Source organism: Streptomyces sp. NPDC021019, from assembly GCF_044333295.1.
In the GTDB taxonomy this organism is placed as follows: Bacteria; Actinomycetota; Actinomycetes; order Streptomycetales; family Streptomycetaceae; genus Streptomyces.
The window spans coordinates 1,157,690-1,176,829 of record NZ_JBIRQR010000002.1 but is presented as its reverse complement, the minus strand read 5'-3'; the positions used below and the strand labels follow the sequence as shown (position 1 = coordinate 1,176,829).

16 protein-coding genes are annotated in these 19,140 nt (G+C 73.0%); 7 read left to right on the top strand and 9 right to left on the bottom strand.

Annotation, left to right across the window (positions count from 1 at the left end; translation table 11 throughout):
- Positions 1-106 precede the first annotated feature (106 nt).
- Both ACH4RG_RS16285 and ACH4RG_RS16280 read left to right on the top strand, forming a co-directional pair.
- Positions 107-550, top strand: coding sequence for a winged helix-turn-helix transcriptional regulator (locus ACH4RG_RS16285; protein WP_397917000.1), 444 nt, complete (start codon positions 107-109; stop codon positions 548-550).
- An 86-nt stretch (positions 551-636) separates the two neighbouring features.
- Positions 637-1,146, top strand: coding sequence for a DUF1707 domain-containing protein (locus ACH4RG_RS16280; RefSeq protein ID WP_398160561.1), 510 nt, complete (start codon positions 637-639; stop codon positions 1,144-1,146).
- Positions 1,147-1,257: 111 nt separating this feature from the next.
- Here the strand turns inward: ACH4RG_RS16280 and ACH4RG_RS16275 are convergent, their stop codons facing one another.
- The 5 genes from ACH4RG_RS16275 to ACH4RG_RS16255 form a co-directional block, all read right to left on the bottom strand.
- A complete protein-coding gene (locus ACH4RG_RS16275; RefSeq protein WP_398539704.1) occupies positions 1,258-1,872 on the bottom strand; it encodes a DUF6461 domain-containing protein in 615 nt (204 codons plus the stop codon).
- A 510-nt stretch (positions 1,873-2,382) separates the two neighbouring features.
- Complete coding sequence (locus ACH4RG_RS16270; RefSeq protein WP_097934155.1) at positions 2,383-3,549, bottom strand: acyl-CoA dehydrogenase family protein; 1,167 nt, start codon at positions 3,547-3,549, stop codon at positions 2,383-2,385.
- A 7-nt stretch (positions 3,550-3,556) separates the two neighbouring features.
- The gene (locus ACH4RG_RS16265) at positions 3,557-4,528 is read right to left on the bottom strand and encodes a hydroxymethylglutaryl-CoA lyase (protein WP_397916997.1); all 972 of its coding nucleotides are present in this window, start codon (positions 4,526-4,528) and stop codon (positions 3,557-3,559) included.
- The gene (locus tag ACH4RG_RS16260) at positions 4,525-6,486 is read right to left on the bottom strand and encodes an acetyl-CoA carboxylase biotin carboxylase subunit (RefSeq protein ID WP_397916996.1); all 1,962 of its coding nucleotides are present in this window, start codon (positions 6,484-6,486) and stop codon (positions 4,525-4,527) included. The genes ACH4RG_RS16265 and ACH4RG_RS16260 overlap by 4 nt, the downstream gene beginning before the upstream one ends.
- Positions 6,487-6,493: 7 nt before the next feature.
- Entirely contained in the window at positions 6,494-8,116 is a 1,623-nt protein-coding gene (locus ACH4RG_RS16255) for a carboxyl transferase domain-containing protein (RefSeq protein WP_397916995.1), read from the bottom strand.
- Positions 8,117-8,263: 147 nt separating this feature from the next.
- On the opposite strand from ACH4RG_RS16255, the gene ACH4RG_RS16250 reads away from it, so the two are divergent.
- Together ACH4RG_RS16250 and ACH4RG_RS16245 are read left to right on the top strand one after the other, a co-directional pair.
- Positions 8,264-8,881: a TetR/AcrR family transcriptional regulator gene (locus tag ACH4RG_RS16250; protein ID WP_397916994.1), complete on the top strand. Its 618-nt coding sequence runs from the start codon at positions 8,264-8,266 to the stop codon at positions 8,879-8,881.
- Positions 8,882-8,964: 83 nt separating this feature from the next.
- Entirely contained in the window at positions 8,965-9,630 is a 666-nt protein-coding gene (locus tag ACH4RG_RS16245) for a GPP34 family phosphoprotein (protein ID WP_398539703.1), read from the top strand.
- A 131-nt stretch (positions 9,631-9,761) separates the two neighbouring features.
- Here the strand turns inward: ACH4RG_RS16245 and ACH4RG_RS16240 are convergent, their stop codons facing one another.
- The gene (locus tag ACH4RG_RS16240) at positions 9,762-10,676 is read right to left on the bottom strand and encodes an NmrA family NAD(P)-binding protein (RefSeq protein ID WP_398539702.1); all 915 of its coding nucleotides are present in this window, start codon (positions 10,674-10,676) and stop codon (positions 9,762-9,764) included.
- A 104-nt stretch (positions 10,677-10,780) separates the two neighbouring features.
- On the opposite strand from ACH4RG_RS16240, the gene ACH4RG_RS16235 reads away from it, so the two are divergent.
- Entirely contained in the window at positions 10,781-11,380 is a 600-nt protein-coding gene (locus ACH4RG_RS16235) for a TetR/AcrR family transcriptional regulator (protein WP_397916991.1), read from the top strand.
- A 167-nt stretch (positions 11,381-11,547) separates the two neighbouring features.
- Here the strand turns inward: ACH4RG_RS16235 and ACH4RG_RS16230 are convergent, their stop codons facing one another.
- Positions 11,548-14,622, bottom strand: a complete 3,075-nt coding sequence (locus ACH4RG_RS16230) for an acyltransferase family protein (protein WP_398539786.1) — start codon at positions 14,620-14,622, stop codon at positions 11,548-11,550.
- Between the two features lie 23 nt (positions 14,623-14,645).
- Positions 14,646-16,376 carry a glycosyltransferase family 2 protein gene (locus ACH4RG_RS16225; protein ID WP_397916990.1) on the bottom strand — a complete coding sequence of 577 codons (1,731 nt, stop codon included), beginning with the start codon at positions 16,374-16,376 and terminating at the stop codon, positions 14,646-14,648.
- Positions 16,377-16,745: 369 nt separating this feature from the next.
- Between ACH4RG_RS16225 and ACH4RG_RS16220 the strand changes: the two genes are divergently transcribed.
- Positions 16,746-17,576: a phosphatase gene (locus ACH4RG_RS16220; RefSeq protein ID WP_397916989.1), complete on the top strand. Its 831-nt coding sequence runs from the start codon at positions 16,746-16,748 to the stop codon at positions 17,574-17,576.
- 70 nt (positions 17,577-17,646) lie between these two features.
- Positions 17,647-18,081 carry a YdeI/OmpD-associated family protein gene (locus ACH4RG_RS16215; RefSeq protein WP_397916988.1) on the top strand — a complete coding sequence of 145 codons (435 nt, stop codon included), beginning with the start codon at positions 17,647-17,649 and terminating at the stop codon, positions 18,079-18,081.
- Positions 18,082-18,139: 58 nt separating this feature from the next.
- Here ACH4RG_RS16215 and ACH4RG_RS16210 read toward each other — a convergent pair whose 3' ends face one another.
- Complete coding sequence (locus ACH4RG_RS16210; protein WP_397916987.1) at positions 18,140-19,114, bottom strand: cation diffusion facilitator family transporter; 975 nt, start codon at positions 19,112-19,114, stop codon at positions 18,140-18,142.
- Between the last annotated feature and the right edge of the window lie 26 nt (positions 19,115-19,140).

Sequence of the window (19,140 nt, the reverse complement as noted above, 5' to 3'; positions counted from 1 at the left end):
GGTTGGCGAACGCAGGCGTCAAGCAGCCAAGGTCGGCGTCGAGTTACCGATGCGCCGGTCGGTTCCCTCTTGTAACCACTCGAAGCTTGCGGCACCGTGGGGAGGTATGGAAGAAGGCACTTCGAAGTCACCGAGTAACTGCGCGGATACCGGCGTCGGTCAGGACTACGACATCAGCCAGTGGGACGTCCGCGAGGGATGCGAGGTGCGGCAGATCCTCGACCGCGTCGCGGACAAGTGGTCGCTCCTCGCCATCGCCCACCTGGAACGCCGCACGCTGCGCTTCTCCGAGCTGCGCCGGCTGATCGAAGGCATCAGTCAGCGCATGCTGACGGTGACTCTGCGCCAGCTCGAACGCGACGGCCTGGTGCGGCGCACGGTCTACCCCGTCGTCCCGCCCCGTGTGGAGTACGAGTTGACGGAACTCGGCGCGACGCTGCACACGACGATCAGAACCCTGGTCGACTGGACCGAGAGCCACCAGCAGGAGATCGCGCAGGCGCGTGCCGACTACGACGCCCGCAAGGAAGCCGAGGTGTCGGCCTCCTGAGACCGTGGGTCTTCACCAGGCCCGCCGCACCGGTACCGCACTACAGTGAAGCGGTGAACTCACCCCGGGAAAACGCCGTTTCGCGCGTGAGCGAGGACGACCGCGAGAGCGCCGTGCGGCGTGTGCGGGAGGCGTACGCCGACGAGCACATCGGGCACGAGGAGATGGACGAGCGCCTCGGCCGGGTGCTGGCCGCCACGACGCGGGGCGAGCTCGCGGCGGCCGTCGACCTGCTCCCGGCGGAGGACCCGGGCACCACGGCGACGATCGCCGCCGCCGGCGGACGGATCAAGCGACGGGGCGCCTGGCGGGTCCCCCGCGTCCTCAAGGTCGAGTCCGCCTTCGGGCGGCTGCGGCTGGACCTGTCCCGGGCGATCATCGAGTACCCGGTCGTCGACATCGAGCTGAGCCTCGGCACCGGCAACGCGAGCATCACGGTGCCGCGCGACGCGATCGTCGAGGTCGAGGGTCTGACGACCGGCTGGAAGGACCTGCGTTACAGGCCCCGGCAGCCGACCCGGCCCGGCGCGCCGCGTATCCGCTTCTCGGGGGCGGTCGGATACGGCCGGCTGAGGATCCGCCACGCCCGGCGCTGAGGCGGCCGCGTCCAGAACCCGGTCGAACTCGGTCGCGCGGATGCTCCGGAAGCCGGTGGGGATCTCGAACTCGCAACGCGCCGGCCCCGGGCGGGCCCCACCCCGGGCGGCCTACGCGAAGGCGGCGGTGGGAAGCGGAGCCTGGAAGTCCGCCCACGGGACCCGGATTCCGTGCGCGCTCTCGAGGAAGCGGAGGAAGGCGGCGTCGGGAGGTTCCTCGCCGGTATACGCGAACCCCGGCACCCTTCGCTCGTCGGCGTCTGCCGAATGGCGCACGCCGGGCTCGTAGTAGGCCAGTACCCGGCCGTCGACGGCATAGCCGACCTCGTGTTCGCCGTTCACGCTGCGGAAGACGGTGTACGCGCGAGTGCCCTGGGACAGCGCCGCCAGGTGGTCAGGGGCACGGCTGGTGATGCTTTCGATCGCGTAGGCCCAGCCGGGAACCGCGCCCGCGCGAACGAGTACCCCCGGATGCGAGAGAAACCCAGCCGCCGTCAGACGGGCCACCAGGCTCTCGTCCTCCCGGTCGAGGAAGTCCAGGTCACTCAGATGACCGTCCTCGGGCCGCATCCGGAGCTCGGCCACCACGTCATCGGACAACTCGTGGACGTGATGCGGCTCCGCGCCCATCCGCACGAGCAGATCCCGCGGCCCGATGCCTTCGCACAGTGTGAAGGTGTAACCCAAGTCGTACGCGGTCGATATCCACCGCAACCCGTTCGCCATGTCCGCCCTCCTCGCACCCGCCGACGCACTCGGCGACGTGGTCCAGTCCCCGCGTGTCGACAGCAGGTTCTCACTCTGATCGGTGGGGCGAGGCCCTGCTTCGTGTAGCCCGGCGTCGCCCACTGCTCGCAGGAGAGTGCAGTGCGGTTCACCCGGCCAGGGCGAAGGCCGATGCGCCGGTCCTGCCCGTTGCGAAGTGTGTACGCGGGTCGCGCCCCACCACGCCGGCACGGTACGACCGACCAGCCGCTCCGCGTTTCAGTGCCTGTGCCCTGGCGGCGTCTGCGAGGGAGGCGGCCGACGGCGGCGCGCTTCGAAGGGAAGAAGTCTCGGATGCGGCGTGGCTGCCGGCAGACGCTCGCGCGTCGCGGAAGTCGGGCCGCAGGGTGTTGAGCGCCCTGTGCTGCGTGGCACCCCGTGACATGGCCCATGGGGCTGTCGGGCTTGACCGGCCGCCACGCAATGTTCCACGGCGGCCGGCCGGCAGCCCGGGTGTCGGGAGGCGGCGGATCAGCCCGGCAGCCCCAACTCCCTTGCGATCAGCATCCGCTGCACCTCGCTGGTTCCCTCGCCGATCTCCAGGATCTTCGAGTCGCGCCACATCCGCGCCACCGGATACTCGTTCATGAAGCCGTAGCCGCCGTGGATCTGGGTCGCCTCCCGGGCGTTGTCCACCGCGACCGTCGATGAGTACAGCTTCGCGATCGCCGCCTCCTTCTTGAACGGTTCGCCCGCCACCAGCCGCGAGGCCGCGTCGCGCCAGCCCACCCGGGCCATGTGCGCGCGCATCTCCATGTCGGCGATCTTGAACTGGATCGCCTGGTTCGCGCCGATCGGCCGGCCGAACGCGTGGCGCTCGGCCGCGTACTTCACCGACTCGTCCACGCAGCCCTGTGCCAGTCCCGTGGCCAGCGCCGAGATCGCGACCCGGCCCTCGTCCAGGATCCGCAGGAACTGCGCGTAGCCCCGGCCCTCCTCGCCCAGGAGGTTCGCCGCCGGGACGCGGACGTCGGAGAAGGACAGCTCGCGGGTGTCCGAGGCGTTCCAGCCGACCTTGGAGTAGGGGGCGGCGACCGTGAAGCCGGGAGTGCCGGAGGGGACGATGATCGCGGAGATCCGGGGGCGGCCGTCCTCCTTGCGGCCCGTCACCGCCGTCACCGTGACCAACTCGGTGATGTCCGTACCGGAGTTGGTGATGAAGCACTTCGAGCCGTTGATCACCCACTCGTTCGTGGCCTCGTCCAGCACCGCCGTCGTGCGCGTGCCGCCCGCGTCCGAGCCGCCGTCCGGCTCGGTCAGGCCGAACGCGCCCAGCGCCTCGCCCGCGCACAGCTTCGGCAGCCACTGCCGCTTCTGCTCCTCCGTCCCGAACAGGTGCAGCGGCATCGCGCCCAGCGAGACCCCGGCCTCCAGGGTGATCGCCACCGAGGAGTCGACCCGGGCCAGCTCCTCCAGGGCGATCCCGAGCGCCAGGTAGTCGCCGCCCATACCGCCGTACTCCTCCGGGAACGGCAGCCCGAAGAGGCCCATGCGGCCCATTTCCCGCACGATCTCGTACGGGAACTCGTGGCGCTCGTAGAAGTCGCCGATCTTCGGCGCGACCACGTCGTGCGCGAACGCCTCGACCGTGCGGCGCAGTTCCTCGTGCTCGGCGGTCAGCCGGTGGTCCAGGGACATGGGTGGCTCACTCCTTGTGGGAGGGGGAAGGGGAGGAAGGTGTCAGGGCGCGGACCGTGCGGGATGGGCTCGGTCGGCCCAGGTGTCCGGCCAGCCATACGCTGGTGGCGGTCAACTCGGCGAGGTCGACGCCTGTTTCGATGCCGAGGCCGTCGAGCATCCACACGAGGTCCTCGGTGGCGAGATTGCCCGTGGCGCTCTTCGCGTACGGGCAGCCGCCCAGGCCGCCCGCCGAGGCGTCGACCGTGCTCACTCCGTGCTGGAGCGCCGCCAGGGTGTTGGACAGCGCCTGGCCGTACGTGTCGTGGAAGTGGACGCCGATGGACCGGGTGGGGACGGACGCCTCGTTCAGCGCTGTCAGCAGGGCGGTCACGTGGCCCGGCGTCGCCACCCCGATCGTGTCGCCCAGCGACAGCTCGTCGCAGCCCAGGTCCAGCAGCGCCTTCGCGACCTTGACCACCTGTGCCACGGGCACCGCGCCTTCCCACGGATCGCCGAAGCACATCGACAGGTACCCGCGCACGTACACCTTCTCCGCCTTGGCGCGGGCCACCACCGGTTCGAACATGGCCAGCGACTCGTCCACGGTCCGGTTCAGGTTGCGCGTGGCGAACGTCTCCGTCGCCGAACCGAACACCGCGATCGACCGGGCCCCGAGCGCCAGCGCCCGGTCCAGTCCGCGTTCGTTCGGCACGAGCACCGGGAGGGAGACGTCGCCCACGTCCGCGATGTCCCCGAGGAGGGGGAACAGGGCCTCCGCGTCCGCCAGTTGGGGCACCCACTTCGGGTGCACGAAGCTCGTCGCCTCGATCGTGGTCAGGCCGGCCACCGCCAGGCGGCGGATGAACTCCGCCTTCACCTCCGTCGGGACGGTCCCCTTCTCGTTCTGGAGGCCGTCCCGCGCGCCTACTTCGTGGATGCGGACCCGGGCCGGCAGTCCGGGGGCCGGCACCTCCATGGGGAGCGTGCGCGTGGTCATGAGCCCTCCTCGACCGAAGCAGCCGCCACGGGGGCCACGACCGCCAGGATCTGGTCCATCGCGACCGTCGCGCCCGCCGTGACGTCCAGCTCGGTGACGGTTCCCGCGTGCGGGGCGGAGATGACGTGCTCCATCTTCATCGCCTCCACCACGAGCAGGCTCTGTCCCGCCTCGACCTCGTCCCCGACGGCGACCTTCACCACGGTGACCGTGCCCGGCATCGGGGCCGCCAGGGTGTCCGCCCCGGCCCGGCCCGCCCCGCTCAGGGACGCCTCCACCGGATCGTGGTCCTGGACGTGCCAGGTGTCGCCGTCCCGGCCGAGCCAGTCCCCGGAGCGGTGGAAGTGGCCCACCGAGCCGTCGAGTTCGACCGTGACCCGGTCCGCCGTGACCGTCGCGGAGGCCGGAGCGCCGTACGTCACCGGGTCCGTGCCCGCCACCCGCAGCGGGAAGAGCAGCGGTGCCGGCGTTCCCCCCGTCCGCCACCCGTTCGGCACCGAGAACGGGTCCGTCCAGCCGCCCGGGTCCGGCCGGGGCTCCAGCGCCTCCCGGCGGACCGCCGCCGCCGCCGCGTACACCTCGTCCGGCACCCCGTCCGGCACCAGGCCCTCCGCCTCGCGCTCCACCAGACCGGTGTCCAGGTCGCCGGAGACCACGTCCGGGTGGGCCAGCAGACGGCGCAGGAAACCGGCGTTGGTCGGGACGCCCAGGATCACCGTGTCCGCGAGGGCCGCCCGCAGCTTGCGCAGCGCGCTCGCGCGGTCGGGGCCGTACGCGATGACCTTCGACAGCATCGGGTCGTACAGGCTGCCCACCGGCACGCCCTCGCTGAGCCCCGAGTCGGTCCGCACCCCGCCGCCCTGCGGCTCGCGCAGGGCCAGCACCGTACCGCCGGAGGGGAGGAAACCCCGGGCGGGGTCCTCGGCGCAGACGCGGGCCTCGATCGCCCAGCCGGTCAGGGTGATGTCCTCCTGCGCGTACGGCAGTCGCTCGCCGGACGCCACCCGCAGCTGCCACTCCACCAGGTCCACACCGGTGATCAGCTCGGTCACCGGGTGCTCGACCTGGAGGCGGGTGTTCATCTCCATGAAGTAGTACGAGGCCGGGTCGTCGCCCGGGACGATGAACTCCACCGTGCCGGCGCCCGCGTACCCGCAGGAGCGCGCCGCCTGTACGGCCGCCTCGCCCATGGCCGCCCGGGTCTCCTCGTCGAGGAAGACCGAAGGGGCCTCCTCGATGATCTTCTGGTGGCGGCGCTGGAGCGAGCACTCGCGCTCGCCGAGGTGGATCACGTTGCCGTGGGCGTCGGCCAGCACCTGGATCTCGATGTGGCGCGGCCGGTCGATCCACCGCTCCACGAGGAGGGTGTCGTCGCCGAAGGAGGCCCGCGCCTCGCGGCGGGCCGCCGCGATCTCCTCCGCCAGCACCGCCGCGTCGCGGACCAGGCGCATGCCCTTGCCGCCGCCGCCCGCGCTCGGCTTCAGCAGCACCGGCACGCCGATCTCCCGCGCCGCTTCCTCCAGTTGGGCATCGGTCAGGCCGCTTCCGGAGGAGCCGGGCACGACCGGGACCCCGGCCGCCGCGACCGTCTCCTTGGCGCGGATCTTGTCGCCCATGAGGGAGATCGCGGAGGCGGGCGGGCCGATGAAGACCAGCCCCGCGTCCGCGCACGCCTGGGCGAAGCCGGCGTTCTCCGCCAGGAAGCCGTACCCGGGGTGCACGGCCTGCGCGCCCGTGCGGCGGGCCGCCTCCAGGAGCGCGGCCACGTTCAGATAGCTCTCGGACGCGGGCGGCGGGCCGATCCGGACCGCCGTGTCCGCCTCCCGTACATGCCGGGCGTCCGCGTCCGCGTCGCTGAAGACCGCGACCGAGCGCACGCCCTGCTCCCGCAGGGTCCGGATCACCCGGACCGCGATCTCGCCGCGGTTGGCGACCAGAACGGTGTCGAACATCGTCATCTGTTCCTCACATCCGGAAGACGCCGAAGCCGGGCCCGGCCGGGTCCTTCTGGGGCAGCGGGGCGTTGGCGCAGGCCGTGAGCGCGAGGCCCAGGACCTGCCGGGTATCCACGGGGTCGATCACACCGTCGTCCCAGAGCCGGGCGGTCGCGTAGTAGGCGTTGCCCTGGGTCTCGTACTGGGCGCGGATCGGGGCCTTGAACGTCTCCTCGTCCTCGGCGCTCCAGCCGTCGCCGAGCTGGTCGCGCTTGACGGTGGCCAGCACGGAGGCGGCCTGCTCGCCGCCCATCACCGAGATCTTGGCGTTCGGCCACATCCACAGGAAGCGGGGGCTGTAGGCCCGGCCGCACATCGAGTAGTTGCCCGCGCCGTACGAACCGCCGACCACGACCGTCAGCTTCGGCACGCGGGTGCAGGCCACGGCCGTGACCATCTTCGCCCCGTGCTTGGCGATGCCGCCCGCCTCGTAGTCCCGGCCGACCATGAAGCCGGAGATGTTCTGGAGGAAGACGAGCGGGATGCCGCGCTGGTCGCACAGCTCGATGAAGTGCGCGCCCTTCTGGGCCGACTCGGAGAACAGGATCCCGTTGTTCGCGACGATCCCGACCGGGTGGCCGTGGACGCGGGCGAAGCCGGTGATCAGTGTCTGCCCGTACTCCGCCTTGAACTCCTGGAACCGGGAGCCGTCCACCACCCGGGCGATCACCTCGCGTACGTCGTACGGGGTGCGGGAGTCCACCGGGACGGCGCCGTACAGCCCGGCCGGGTCCACCTTCGGCTCCTCGGCCGGCTCGACCGACCAGGGGAGCGGGGCACGGTCCGGGAGGGTCGCGACGATGTTGCGGACGATCCGCAGGGCGTGCGCGTCGTCCTCCGCGAGATGGTCGGTGACCCCCGACGTACGGGAGTGGACCACGCCGCCGCCCAGCTCCTCCGCCGTGACGACCTCGCCGGTGGCGGCCTTCACCAGCGGCGGGCCGCCGAGGAAGATCGTGCCCTGGTCGCGGACGATGACGGCCTCGTCGCTCATCGCCGGGACGTACGCCCCGCCCGCCGTGCAGGAACCCAGCACCGCCGCGATCTGCGGGATGCCGGCCCCCGACATTCGGGCCTGGTTGTAGAAGATCCGCCCGAAGTGGTCCCGGTCGGGGAAGACCTCGTCCTGCATCGGCAGGAACGCGCCGCCCGAGTCGACCAGATAGAGGCAGGGGAGACGATTCTCCAGCGCGACTTCCTGGGCGCGCAGGTGCTTCTTCACGGTCATCGGGTAGTACGTGCCGCCCTTGACGGTCGCGTCATTGGCGACGATCACGCATTCCCGGCCGCTGACCCGCCCGATCCCGGCGATCACCCCGGCGGCCGGGGCGGCGCCCCCGTACAGCCCCTCGGCGGCCAGCGGGGCCAGCTCCAGGAACGGCGAACCCGGGTCGAGGAGGGTGTCCACCCGGTCCCGGGGGAGCAGCTTGCCGCGCGCCTCGTGGCGGGCCCGCGCCTTCTCACCCCCGCCCAGCCGTGCCGTGGCGAGGCGTCCCGCCAGCTCGTCGGAGAGCGCGCGATGAGCCGCCTCGTTGGCCTGCCAGGCCTCCGAGGCGGGATCGGCCGCGCTCGCCAGGACCGGTGCCTGCTGCATCGTGTCGAGCCCCCTTGCCCGTACCGCGATAGTCAACCGCTGCTGTCTCTGCTGACACTTGTCTACCGCTGACACTGCTGTTAGTGATCGTTAACGCGTTTCCCTCAGGTTAACGAGCGCTAACGACCCTGTCTAGAATGAATCCTCATGAGCACCCATGCCGCCGCCCGCGTCGCGGCCCCCACCCGCCGCGAGCAGATCCTCCGGGAGGCCGCCCGCCTCTTCGCCGAGCGCGGCTTCCACGGCGTCGGCGTCGACGAGATAGGCGCCGCCGTCGGGATCAGCGGTCCCGGTCTCTACCGCCACTTCCCCGGCAAGGACGCGATGCTCGCCGAGCTTCTGGTGGGCATCAGTGAACGTCTGCTGGAAGGCGGCCGCATGCGGGTGACGGAGGACGCCGCCCGGGGCGACGGCTCCCCCGAGGCCCTCCTGGACGCGCTCATCGAGGGTCACATCGACTTCGCCCTCGACGACCGCCCCCTGATCACCCTCCACGACCGCGAGCTGGACCGGCTGCGCGACACGGACCGCAAGCGGGTGCGCCGGCTCCAGCGGGAGTACGTCGAGGTCTGGGTCGGCGTCGTCCGCGCCCTCTACCCGTCGTTGCCCGAGAACCGGGCCCGTGTCACCGTGCACGCCGTCTTCGGCCTGCTGAACTCCACCCCGCACCTGGCCCGCCCCGAGACCCTGCCCGGCCGCGCCGTGACCGCCGCCCTGCTGCACCGGCTGGCCCGGGGCGCCTTCGCCGCCGCGGAACCCTCCTGAGCAGCGGCTTCGCCTCCTGAGCAACCTCGGACGGGGTTCGCGCGTCTGTCCGGTCGACACCTAACGATGCGGGGAGTCGCACCATGGCCGTCTCACTGGGCGAAGAGATCATGCTGCTGTCGCTGGACGACACCACCGGCGCGGCGAAGGGGGAGACCGCCGCCCGCTGGGGCGTGGCGGCCGGGATGCTCCTGGAACTGGTCATGGCGGGCCGCGTCACGGTGAAGGGCGGCCGTGTCGAGGTCTTCGACCCGTCCCCCACGGGCGACCCGCTCCTGGACGGACGGCTCGACCGGCTGGCGCGCTGGGTCCACGGGGCGTCCAGCAGCCGCAAGGTCACCGACTGGCTGACCCGGGACCACGCCAAGGGCTCGCAGGACGTCGTGGAGAGCCTCTGCGCCCGCGGTCTGGTGACCGAGGAGAAGCACCGGGCCCTCGGCGTCTTCCCCGTCCGCCGCTACCCGGAGGCCGACGGGACCGTCGAGCGGGAGCTGCGCGCCCGGCTGGCCGCCGCGGTGCTGCACGGGGCAGAGCTGGACGCCCGCACCAGCTCCCTCGTCGCCCTGCTGCACGCCACGGGCATGCACCCCCAGGCCTTCCCCGGCCTGCCGAGGAAGCAGGTCGCCCCGCGCATGGCCCACATCGCCGAAGGGCACTGGGCGGGCGTGAGCGTGGGCGAGGCGATCCGCAACCTCCAGGCGGCGATCTCCACGGTGACCGTGGTGACGGTGCTCTCGGTGGTGTCGTAGGGCCGCCGCATCCGGGCCGTGCCAGGGCCGCATCCCCGCCGCATCCGGGCCGCATCTGGGCCGCATCCGGGCCGCATCTGGGCCGCACCCGGGGAAGCGCCCGGGCCGAGGCGGCCGTCAGTCCCGCGCTGTCAGGCCCGCGCAGCTGTCAGGTGCCGGTCCGCCCAGGCGGCGAACGAGGTCACCGGAATCCCCAGCTCCGTGGCGAGTTCGGGACGGGCCGGCTGCGTGATGGCGTTGCTCCACAGGTGTCCGGCGCCCCAGGCCGGCATCCCCGCCGCGAGGGCCTCGTCGAGATCCATGGACGGGGCCTTGACCGGCACGCCCCACGCGGTGGACAGCACCCCGGCCACCTGCTCCATCGTGAGCCGGTCGCCCGCGAGTTCCAGCTCCACCCCGTGGAAGCGGTCGGGGTCCCGTACGGCGCGGGCGACGGCCGCGCCGATGTCCTCGCAGGCCACCAGCGCCAGGGTCGTGTCCGGCCGGATCACCGTCGCGAGACCGCCGCCGGGGCCGTCCGGCGCCAGCTGGGGCAGGTTCTCCATGAAGAACGCGGGCTTGACCACGGTCCAGCGGGCGAAGCCCGCCCCGCGCACCGCCTCCAGGATGGCCTGCTTGGTGTCGAAGTAGGGCTCCATCGCCGCCCAGCGGCCCTCCGCCCAGCCCGGCGCCTGAGTGTGCACCCCGACCCCGCTGGTCGAGGACTGCACGAACTGCGGCACGCCCGCGGCCCGTGCCGCCTCGATGAGGTGCGTCGCCTGCGCCAGCTCCCCGGCGAAGTCGACGCCGCTCCCGCTCATCGGCGGCATCTGCACCGAGAACACGGCCCGGACCCCCGCGCAGGCCGCGTCCAGCGAGGACCGGTCGGCCAGGTCCCCGGTCACCAGCTCGATCCCCAACGCCTCGACGGCCTTCGCGCGCTGCGTGTGCGGGTCGCGCACCAGGGCGCGCACCGGGATGCCGGCGGCCAGCAGGGCCCGTGCGGTGGCCCCGCCCTGGCGGCCGGTGGCGCCGGTGACCAGGACGGGGGCGGTACGTGATGCCACGGGGGTATCTCCTCGCGAACCGGGGAACGCAAAACGGCGGGGCCCGCCGTTTCCTCCCGGCTACGATATGGCGGGGCCCACCACTTAGCAACTGGAGTGAGAACGTGACCGGTCAGCGCGCGGACGCCCGCCGCAACTACAGCCGCATCCTCGCCGTGGCGGAGGCCGAGGTCGCCCGGCACGGAGCCGCCGCCTCCCTCGAACAGGTCGCCCGCACGGCAGGCGTCGGCTCCGCCACCGTGCGCCGTCACTTCCCCACCCGGCAGGCCCTCCTGGACGCGGTCTTCCAGGAGCGCATCCAGGCCCTCTGCGGGCGTGCGGCCGAGCTGAGCCGGACCGAGGACAGCCGCACCGCCCTGCTGGACTGGCTGCGCGCCTTCGTGGAGTACGCCGTCTCCGCCCGGGGGTTCGCGGACGCGCTGACCTACGAGCCGCCGACCGATGCGCCCGCGACCGATGCGCGTGCCGGTGACGCGCCTGCCGGTGACGCGCCGCACTCCTGCGGCGCGGTGCTCGACAGCGCGGCCGCCCCCCTGCTCCGGCGCGCGCTGCGCGACGGGACGGTCAGGCCGGGCGTCACCTTCCACGACCTGATCACCCTGGTCGTCGGCATCGCCCTGGCCACCGAGCACCACGCCGAACCGTCGGTCCAGGCCGACCGCCTCTTCACGCTCGCGGTCGAAGGCCTCAGCCCCAGTCCGTGAAGGCCGGGCGGCGGAGCGCCCCCGGTCGGCCGGCCCGGGCCCTGACCGGGCCCCGGACGTGGCCGGCCCCCCTGTTCCGGCCCATCCCGTTCCGGCCCGCCCCGTCAGCCGGCCGGAGCCGCCCAGCCCTGGCGGGCCGGGGCGAGAGGCGGCCCACGGCCCCCCGGTCAGCCGGCCCGGCCCCTGACCGAGACCCTGACCCGGTCGACCCGCATCGCGTGACCCGGCTCGGTCGCGGGGCCCACCGTCGCCCCGTCGGCCTCCGGCAGCTTGCCGCCGACCGCCACGTTCAGGATCAGGAACACCCCGTGGTCCACGGCCCGCTTCCAGGTCCCGGCGTCCATCGTGTCGGCCCGCACCCGGTGGTACACCCGGTCGTCCAGATACCAGCGCACCTCCTCCGCCCCGGGGGAGAGGTCGACCTCGACGGCGTACGTGCGGAACGCCCCACGGCAGTCCGCGCACGGCTGCGGACCTGACGTCAGCCCCACGGGCTCCTCGCACGGGCCGCCCTCCAGGACCCCGCAGTGCATCGAGCCGAAGAAGGCGTCCCGGCCGTTGACCGACTCCATCACGTCCAGCTCGCCGACCCCGGGCCAGCCGGTGTACCCGTCGCGCAGGTCCGCGCCCAGGGTCCAGAACGCGGGCCAGTAGCCCGCCGCCTCCGGCCCCGTCACGTCCGGCAGCGCGATCGACGCCTCGATCCGCAGCACCCCGCCGGGCGGCGGCGCGAAGTCGGACCGCACGGTCGTGATCCGGCCCGAACTCCACTGCCCGCCCTCCCTGGTGGGCACGATCTCCAGGGCGCCCTTCCCGTCCAGGCGCACGTTGTCGGTCGAGTCGGTCATGGTCTCGATCTCGCCGGTGCCCCACCGCGGGGCCGGGCAGCCGGGGTAGCAGGTGCCGAGGTCGTGACTCCAGTGCGCGGGGGAGGGGCGGCTGTTCGCCGGCCCGTCGAAGTCGTCCCGCAGCAGCTCGGTCCAGCCGTCCGCCCCGGGCCCGGCGGAAGGCGCGGGAGCGGGGCCGCCGGCCGGGGGCAGCCCGCCCGACTCCGTCAGCAGCCGCTCCAGCCGGGGGGCCAGCACGATGGCCGCCACGTTCGTCAGATGGGCGTCGTCCCGGTAGAGCAGGACCCGGTCCCGTACCGCCGGGCACGTCGGGCCGTCCCCCGGGCACAGCACCTGGTTCACGCCGACGGACCGCACGCCCGGCACCGCGCCCGCCGCGATCCGCCGTGCGAGTTCGTCCGCCGGGACCGCCTCCGCCCGGCTGAACGCGCAGGCGGCAGTGGAGTCCGGAGCGCCGGACACGCACGCGGGAACGTCCGTACCCGGTACGGGGGTGTCCTCGATGTACACGATCGGCGCGCCGGTCGCCCGCAGCGGCTTCAGCGTCTTCTCCCAGGCGGCGGAGAGGAGTTCGCGGTCGGCGGTGTACCGGTTGAGCGAGGCGATCACGATGAGCCGGGGCTTCGGCCCCGTACGCAGGCGGTCCAGGGCGTCGGCCCGCCAGGTGTCGCACTCCCGGTACTCGCGCCCCAACTGGGGGTTCTTCACCGTCAGTTCCGGAAGCGGGCAGCCCTGCTTCACCAGCTCCTGGAGGGCCCAGCCGCGCTGGGAGGCCAGCGCGAGCAGCGGGGAGAACCACTGCCCGGCGTGCGAGTCGCCGAGCAGGACGACGCGGTCGGGGCTGTCCACCGCCCCGAACAGGCACTTCGGGCTGCGGGTCACCGCCGGGGCGACCTGGCAGGCCCCGTCCGGCGGGAAGTCCTTCCGCGCCTGGGCCGGTCCCGGCACCAGCGGGCCGTCCGCGAGCGGGGAGCCGTCGGCCCGGGCGAGCAGCGAGGGGCCGGCGGCCGCACCCGGCGGGAGGCCCTTGGCGTCGACGGGGGTGGCCGGGCCCATCAGGTGCAGCGTCGTCGTGCCGACGACCAGCGCGAGCACGACCGGCAGGACGATGGCGGAGATCCCCACCGCCATTCCCCGGCGCGGGAGTTCGGAGACCGTACGGCTGCGGCGCAGCGGCTGCTCGACCCAGCGCATCGTGGCGAGGGCGGGCAGCGCGGCGGCCAGCGTCAGCGCCGTCTTCGCGGGCCAGCCGAGAGCCCCGAGGCGCGCCTCGGCGAGGACGAGTACCGGCCAGTGCCACAGGTAGAGGTTGTAGGAGAGCCGCCCGACCGCCCGAGGGGCCCGGCCGCCCAGCAACCGCCCGACACCATGGGCTCCTTGGACCTCGCGCTCGCCCCGGCCCGGGATCGCGGCGAGGATCACGGCGGCCGTGCCCAGAGTGGGGACGAGCGCCGCGTAGCCGGGGTACGGGGTCGACGCGTCGTACGACACGACGCACCAGACGATCGCCGCGGCCCCCGCCCACCCGCAGACCAGCCGCAGCGGGCGCGGCCCGCGCAACAGGTGCCAGGGCAGCAGTGCCAGCAGCGCGCCGACGGCGAACTGCCAGACCCGCGAGGGGGTTCCGAGGTACGCGAGCGAAACGGAGTCCCGCGTCCAGTGCAAGGACAGGGCGAACGAGGCGAGCGCCACGGCGGCGGTGGTGAGCGCCACGACCGCGCGCACGGCCCGGCCCCGGCGGACCGCACGGGCGGCGACGAGCACGATCACCGCCAGCAGCGGGGCCCAGAACAGGTAGAACTGCTCCTCGACGGCGAGCGACCAGAAGTGCAGCAGCGGGCTCTGGTCGTGCCCGGCGGCCAGGTAGTCGGTCTGCTGCGAGACGAACCGCCAGTTGGCGACGGACAGCGCCGCCGTGAGGACGTCCTGCTCCAGGTCGGCGCGGAGCAGCGGTACGGTCAGCCACGCCCCGGCCACCGCGACGGCGGCGAGGACGACGGCGGCGGACGGCAGCAGTCGGCGGGCCCGGCGGGAGAAGAAGTCGCCGAGCCGGATCCGGCCGGTGGTGATCGCCTCCCGGACCAGGAGCCCGGTGATCAGATAGCCGGAGATGACGAAGAAGACGTCCACCCCGACGAAGCCGCCCGCCGTCCCGGGTATCTGCGCGTGGAAGGCGAGGACCGCGAGGACGGCGACGGCGCGCAGCCCCTCGATGTCGGGGCGGAACGTGGACCGGTGCGGACTGGGCCCGGACTCGCTGCCCGAGCTGCCCGAGCCGGCCGGGCCAACTGGGCCAACCGGGCCGACCGGGGCCCCCGGACGCGGCGGCGTGGCCGATGGCGGCTGGGGAGCGGACCGCTTCCGGCGGGGGCCGTGGGCGAGGAGGAACGGCATCGGGTGGCGCCTTTCGGTGCGGCTCAACTCAGCCACGGGAGCATCGGGTCGACCCACCCGGAGGCGAGCAGGGCGGTGAGCAGGAGGACGGCGGAGGCGGCGAGGGCCTCGGGCCAGCGGCGGGGCAGCACACCCGTCCGGGGCCGGGTCCGGGCCCGGGTCCGGGGCTCGGTCAGCGAACGGTGGACGGCGGGCGACTGCACGTCGACGGCTTCGGCGGGTGCCCGGCCGTCCGGCCGCAGTTCGGTCAGCAGGTCCCGGATCAGGGGCACGTTGATCTGGAGCTGGACCAGGAGGTAGAGACCGAGGCCCCAGGCGGGCTCCCAGCCGTTGCGGGCCACCACCAGCGCGAGGCCCCCGGCGGCGGCCCCGTTGGACAGGACCAGCCAGACCAGCGAGACGCCCACGACCCGGCGGGCCATCGAGCCCGGACTCCCGCTGCTCCGCACGCCCGTGGGCACCCAGGCGGCGCTGCGGCCCCGCAGGGTGTGCCAGAACGCGGTGGCGGCGGCCACGCTGGTGAGGACGTTGGCGCGGATGACCTCGACCCGCCACCGGGTGCGGCTGATCCGGGGCAGCAGCACATGCCACAGCCACAGCGGGGCGAGCAGCGGCAGCACGTGCCAGGGGCGGATGTGGTCCGGGTACCAGAACATCATCACCAGCGGCGGCAGCGGGGCGGCGAAGGTGTTCACGGCCGTGGTCAGGTAGCCGACGACGCCCTCGTAGAAGCAGAGCCGCATCCGCCACGGCGCGCCCATGCGCTTGAGCACCGGGGTGCCGAGGAGGTGCAGGTTGCCCATCGCCCACCGGTACTGCTGGTTGACGAACGAGGTGACGGTGTCGGGCGAGGTGCCCTTGGCGACCAGGACCGGGACGTACTGGGTACGGAAACCCCGCTCGTGCAGGGCGAGTCCGGTGTAGAGGTCCTCGCTGTGGTCGAGCCGGGCGAAGCCGCCCGCCAGGTCGATCGCGGAGCGGCGGTAGACGGCGTTGCTGCCGCAGCAGATCGCCGCGTCGCTGGCGTCCCGGGAGGGCTGGATCCAGCGGAAGAACCACTCCTGTGCGGCCCCGGCGGCGCGCTGGATCCAGTCCATGCCCGCGTCGGTGTCGAAGCACTGCGGACTCTGCACGATGCCGACGGCCGGGTCCGCGAGGTACGGGACCAGATGGCGCAGGAAGTCCGGCCGGGGCGCGAAGTCCGCGTCCAGGATCGCGATGTACTCGGCCCCGGACAGCGTGAGCGCGTGGTTGAGGTTCCCCGCCTTCTTCAGGTGGCCCCGGTCGGGGCGTACGACGTACCGGTAGCCGTGCTCGGCCGCCAGGGCCGCCACCTCGGCCCGGTCGGCGTCGTCCAGCACCCAGACGGTGAGCGCGTCGGGCCAGTCGAGGGCGGCGACCGCGCGGTAGGCGTTGGCGAGGACGGGCAGCGGCTCGCCGCAGGTCGGCAGATAGAGGTCCACGCCCGGCAGCCCGGCGGGCCGCCAGGCGCGGACGAGCACCTCGTGCGAGGACCGGGTCAGCCGGCGCTGGCGGAGGCTGTTCACGGAGGACAGCAGCAGGGCCACGACGTTCAGCCCGAGGATCGCGAGGAAGGCCCACAGCGCGGGGGTCCGTAACGCGAAGGTGAACATCGTGGCCGCTGTGAAGACGAAGGCCAGCGAACTGCTCACCAGCACCCACCGGCGCTGCGGCCCGAAGTACCAGTAGAGCTCGTCGTCGGACGGAGGTTGCGGAAGGTGATGCACGGTCATAAAGCCCCCCACGGCTGTGTATGTACCCGTTTCAGGTGGCCCACCCTAATGTCAAAGGTATAGACCACTCACTCGAGAGCGCCCCGACGGAGAGAATCGGACACCGGATTGGCGCGACTCAATTGGTCCAGACCTCTGGGTGGTTCCATTCGAGCCCGACGCCCGCCCGGCGGGGGAAGAAGCAGGTCACGCGGGGGTGAACAGTCCCGGAAGACTTGCCGGGCCGGACGTGCGGGCCGGACCCGTCAACGGCTGTCGGCGCGCACGTCCGGCGGGAAGCGGACCCTCCGCCGGACGGAACACCCGGCACACCCGTCCGTCGGGCAGGACACCGGGCACACCCCGCACACCGGACGGCACAATGGGGCCATGCCGATACCCAGCCGCGCCGCCCTCGTCGACCACCTCGTCCGCACGCGTATCGCGGGGGACGTCGCCACGCCACGCGACAACAACCTCTCCCACTACCGCAAGCTCGCCAACGGCGACCGCCACTACTGGCTGGGCCTGGAGCTGGGCGACCGCTGGACCGACGAGCAGGACGTGCTCGCCGTGATGGCCGAGCGCTGCGGCGTCAACGACGACCCGGCGCACCGGCAGGGCCAGGACACCATCGACCCGGAGCTGACGGTCGACGCCCTGGAGCGGATGGCGGCCCGGCTGCGCAAGGCCGCGGACGGCCGCGAGCGGGTCCTGTTCGCCACCGGGCACCCCGGCGGCCTGCTGGACGTGCACCGGCAGACGGCGGACGCGCTGCGCCGCGCGGGTTGCGAGATCGTCCGCATCCCGTCCGGGCTGATGGCGGACGAGGGCATGGTCTTCCAGTTCGCCGACGTCGCGATGCTGGAACGCGGGGCGACCCTGTGGCACACCCACTCCCCGGCCCCGATGGCCGCCATCCTGGACGCCATGGCCCACCTCGGCCGCCCGCTGCCCGACCTGGTCGTCGCCGACCACGGCTGGGCGGGCTGCGCCGGACAGCGCGGGCTGGACGCGATCGGTTACGCGGACTGCAACGACCCGGCCCTGTTCCTCGGCGAGGCGGAGGGCACCCTCCAGGTCACGGTCCCGCTGGACGACCACGTCACCGACCCGCGCTTCTACGACCCGATGACGGACTACCTGCTGCACGCGGCGGGGCTGCTGGAAGAGGAGCCGGTGGAGGAGCCGCTGGGGTCTGCGGATGAACCCGCCGCGTAGGGGGCGATGAGTTTCGGTCCCGGCGGGCGTCTTCACTGACACGACGCAGACGTAACGTAAGGGGCAGGCCATGAAGTTCAGCACGACGATGTTCCGGACCGGGAACAACACGGGCATCGAGGTGCCGGAGGCCGTGATCGAGGCCCTCGGCGCGGGAAAGCGCCCCCCGGTGAACGTCACGGTCAACGGGTACGCCTACCGCTCGACGATCGCCCCGATGGGCGGGCGGTACCTCATCCCGTTCAGCGCCGACAAGCGCGCGGAGACCGGCATCGGCGGCGGGGACGCCATCGAGGTGGAGCTGGCCCTCGACACCGCGTCCCGCACGGTGGAGCCGCCCGAGGACCTGGCGGCGGCGCTGGCCGCGGCCCCCGGGGCGGCGGAGGCGTTCGCCGCGCTCTCGCCCAGCCGGCAGAAGGCGTACGTCACGTCGGTCGAGGGAGCGAAGGCGCAGGAGACACGGGAGCGGCGGATCGAGAAGACGGTGGCGGAGCTGACGCCGTGAGCGTCAGGGGCCGGTGGCGGAGCGACGCCGCCGGCGTCAGGAGCCGACGCCGCCGGCCTCAGGCACCGGGGCGCTGCCGCCGCAGCCGCTGCGCCCGCCCCGGCGTCGGGTCCAGATAGACCCGCCGCACCGACGGGAACCGCTCGCGCAACTGCGCCTCCGCCTCCTCGCAGGCCCACTCCACCTCCGTGGCGGTGGCCATGTCCCGAAAGTCGATCTTCGCGGCGATCAGGATCTCGGACGGCCCCTGGATGAGCGTGGTCAGTTCCAGTACGTCCACGATGTGCGGCACCGACAGCAGCTCCTCGCGCACCCCGGACCGCATCGCCGGGGGCAGCGGCCGTCCGATGAGCAGCTGCGCGTTGGTGCGGCCGAGCACCCAGGCCACGTACACGAGCAGCAGGCCGATCAGGCAGGACGCGACCCCGTCCCAGACCCCCGAGCCCGAGAGCTGCCCGCCGAGCAGCCCGCCCGCCGCCAGCAACAGTCCGATGAGGGCCGCCGAGTCCTCCATCACGACGGCCTTCACCGCCGTGTCCGGGGTGTGGCGCAGGTAGTACGCGTCCGGCACCCGCAGCCGGGACGCCTCGCGCCGCACCTGCTTGACGCCCGTGCGCAGCGAGTAGCCCTCCAGGAGGAAGGCGACGCCGAGGACGAGGTAGGAGACGAGCGGATCGCCCAGCTCCTCGCCCTCGACCAGGGTGTGGATGCCGTCGTAGAGGGAGAAGACGGCCCCGCCGACGAAGGTGGCGATGGAGGCGAGCATCGCCCAGATGTAGCGCTCGGGGCCGTGACCGAGCGGGTGGTCCTCGTCGGCCGGCTTCCCGCTCCGCTTGAGCGCGGCGAGGAGCATGACCTCGGTGACGGTGTCGGCGACCGAGTGGGCCGCCTCGGAGAGCATCGCGCTGGAGCCGCTGATCAGCCCGGCGACGGCCTTCGCCACGGCGATGCCGAGATTGGCGACGGCCGCCACGATCACCGTGAACGTGGACTCTCCGCCATCGGTCCCACTGCCCGCTTTCGCGTCACTCATGGTGGGGAGTATGTCCGAAATGGCGC

Excerpts from the sequence above, each read along its gene's own strand:
- ACH4RG_RS16215 (WP_397916988.1), top strand. The coding sequence starts at position 17,647 with ATGAAGTTCAGCACGACGATGTTCCGGACCGGGAACAACACGGGCATC.
- ACH4RG_RS16255 (WP_397916995.1), bottom strand. The coding sequence starts at position 8,116 with ATGCAGCAGGCACCGGTCCTGGCGAGCGCGGCCGATCCCGCCTCGGAG.
- ACH4RG_RS16230 (WP_398539786.1), bottom strand. The coding sequence starts at position 14,622 with ATGCCGTTCCTCCTCGCCCACGGCCCCCGCCGGAAGCGGTCCGCTCCC.
- ACH4RG_RS16245 (WP_398539703.1), top strand. The coding sequence starts at position 8,965 with ATGGCCGTCTCACTGGGCGAAGAGATCATGCTGCTGTCGCTGGACGAC.
- ACH4RG_RS16275 (WP_398539704.1), bottom strand. The coding sequence starts at position 1,872 with ATGGCGAACGGGTTGCGGTGGATATCGACCGCGTACGACTTGGGTTAC.
- ACH4RG_RS16225 (WP_397916990.1), bottom strand. The coding sequence starts at position 16,376 with ATGACCGTGCATCACCTTCCGCAACCTCCGTCCGACGACGAGCTCTAC.
- ACH4RG_RS16270 (WP_097934155.1), bottom strand. The coding sequence starts at position 3,549 with ATGTCCCTGGACCACCGGCTGACCGCCGAGCACGAGGAACTGCGCCGC.
- ACH4RG_RS16265 (WP_397916997.1), bottom strand. The coding sequence starts at position 4,528 with ATGACCACGCGCACGCTCCCCATGGAGGTGCCGGCCCCCGGACTGCCG.
- ACH4RG_RS16260 (WP_397916996.1), bottom strand. The coding sequence starts at position 6,486 with ATGACGATGTTCGACACCGTTCTGGTCGCCAACCGCGGCGAGATCGCG.
- ACH4RG_RS16250 (WP_397916994.1), top strand. The coding sequence starts at position 8,264 with ATGAGCACCCATGCCGCCGCCCGCGTCGCGGCCCCCACCCGCCGCGAG.
- ACH4RG_RS16210 (WP_397916987.1), bottom strand. The coding sequence starts at position 19,114 with ATGAGTGACGCGAAAGCGGGCAGTGGGACCGATGGCGGAGAGTCCACG.
- ACH4RG_RS16220 (WP_397916989.1), top strand. The coding sequence starts at position 16,746 with ATGCCGATACCCAGCCGCGCCGCCCTCGTCGACCACCTCGTCCGCACG.
- ACH4RG_RS16285 (WP_397917000.1), top strand. The coding sequence starts at position 107 with ATGGAAGAAGGCACTTCGAAGTCACCGAGTAACTGCGCGGATACCGGC.